The 1843-nt window shown below is 48.1% G+C and carries 1 protein-coding gene; it reads left to right on the plus strand.

Annotation, left to right across the window (positions count from 1 at the left end; all coding sequences use genetic code 11):
* Positions 1 to 1581 (plus strand): methyl-accepting chemotaxis protein (locus A3766_RS17515; protein ID WP_231882914.1); only part of this gene is annotated, 1581 nt, incomplete at its 5' end.
* Positions 1582 to 1843 lie beyond the last annotated feature (262 nt).

The following is a 1843-nucleotide window of genomic DNA, read 5'->3' on the forward strand; positions in this document are numbered from 1 at the left end:
CGTATCAAGCAAGCCTTGGATAGTGTTTCGGCAAATGTCATGGTGGCCAATGCCGACCGCGATATTATCTACATGAATGATGCAGTGATATCGACCTTGCGAAATGCAGAAAGTGACATTCAAAAAGACCTGGGTAATTTCAACGTCAATACCTTGTTAGGAAGCAGTATTGATGTCTTCCATAAGAACCCCTCGCATCAGAAACAATTGTTAGAGAGCCTGACGAGTGAGTATTCGGCAAGTCTGAATATTGGTGGCCGTAATATGGACTTGGTTGTGAACCCTATTACAAACGACGATAACGAACGTATTGGTACGGTTGTTGAGTGGGCTGACCGAACTAACGAAGTCGCTATCGAACAAGAAATCGACCGACTTGTTTTTGCGGCGGCAAATGGTGATCTGTCCAAGCGTCTGGACCCTGAAGGTAAAACAGGCTTCTTTGCTAAGTTAGCAGAAGGTTTGAACCAGACTGTTGGAAGTGCAGACTCCTTCTTAGCTGATGTGGGTGAAGTTCTGTCTGCATTATCAGAGGGTGATTTGACCAAGACAATTAGCAGTGAATACCGAGGATCTTTCGGTAAGGTTAAGACAGATGTGAATGCGACGGTGACCAAACTTACCGAGATCATTACGCAGATTCGTGAATCCACGTCGATGGTTCACGAAGCCGCGAACGAAATATCGCAAGGTAACGCTGATCTAAGTGCGCGCACAGAGTCTCAGGCGAGTTCTCTTGAAGAAACTGCAGCGAGCATGGAAGAGATTACCAGCACGGTTAAAGAAAGTGCCGGGAATGCTTCACAGGCAAATACAGTCACTAGCGACGCTAAATTGAAAGCGGTTGCAGGTGGTGAGGTTGTTCATGGCGCAGTGGGAGCAATGAAAGAAATACTCGCTTCGAGTCATAAGATTAACGACATTATTGGTGTCATTGATGAGATTGCGTTCCAGACTAACTTGCTAGCGCTTAACGCAGCCGTTGAGGCCGCTAGAGCGGGTGAGCATGGTCGAGGATTTGCAGTGGTGGCAGGTGAGGTTAGAACCTTATCTCAACGTTCTGCGACGGCAGCGAAAGAGATCAAAGACCTGATTCGTGAAAGCGTCAATAAGGTTGAAACGGGCTCTCAGCTTGTAAATGATTCTGGCCAGACACTTGCGGATATCGTGAAGTCAGTTGAAGAGGTTGCTGTAAGAGTAGAAGAAATTGCCACGGCAGCAGCCGAGCAGAATGATGGTATTGGGCAGATTAACCAAGCAGTCATGCAAATGGATGATATGACCCAGCAAAACGCAGCCTTGGTTGAAGAGGCAAGTGCCTCTAGTGAGGCTTTGAGTGAGCAAGCATCAGCCTTGAATCAGATGGTTAGCTTCTTCAGAGTGGGGAATCACCAGGCCGCAATATTTAGCGCGCCTGCTTCAGCACCTACATCAGCGCCTGCACCGACTCGTTCTGTCAGCCAAGCTCCACAGCAAACGACTTCGGTGCCGATGGATACCGGTATTGCTCCGACAGAAGATCAGGTGATCAAATACAGTGGTGATAACTCAAACGATGATGATGACTGGGAAGACTTCTAGCGCATAGTCTAAAGGGAATGCAAAGGCCGATCAGTGATCCACTGCTCGGCCTTTTTTTTAGCGGGGGAGTACTTGATTCAAGCAGTACATTACTCATTTAGGTAGATCCTTCTACGGCTTGCACGAGGGCTAGCACGGGGTTGATCAGCGAGGGGTGGAACCCTCTGCCTACGGGCACGAGGTAAGTCGACTTCTGTAGGCAGATCCTTCGGCCGCGCTGGCTTCACTAATAACTCAAAACTATGAACACAGAATTACTATG

This window comes from Oleiphilus sp. HI0132 (assembly GCF_001635845.1).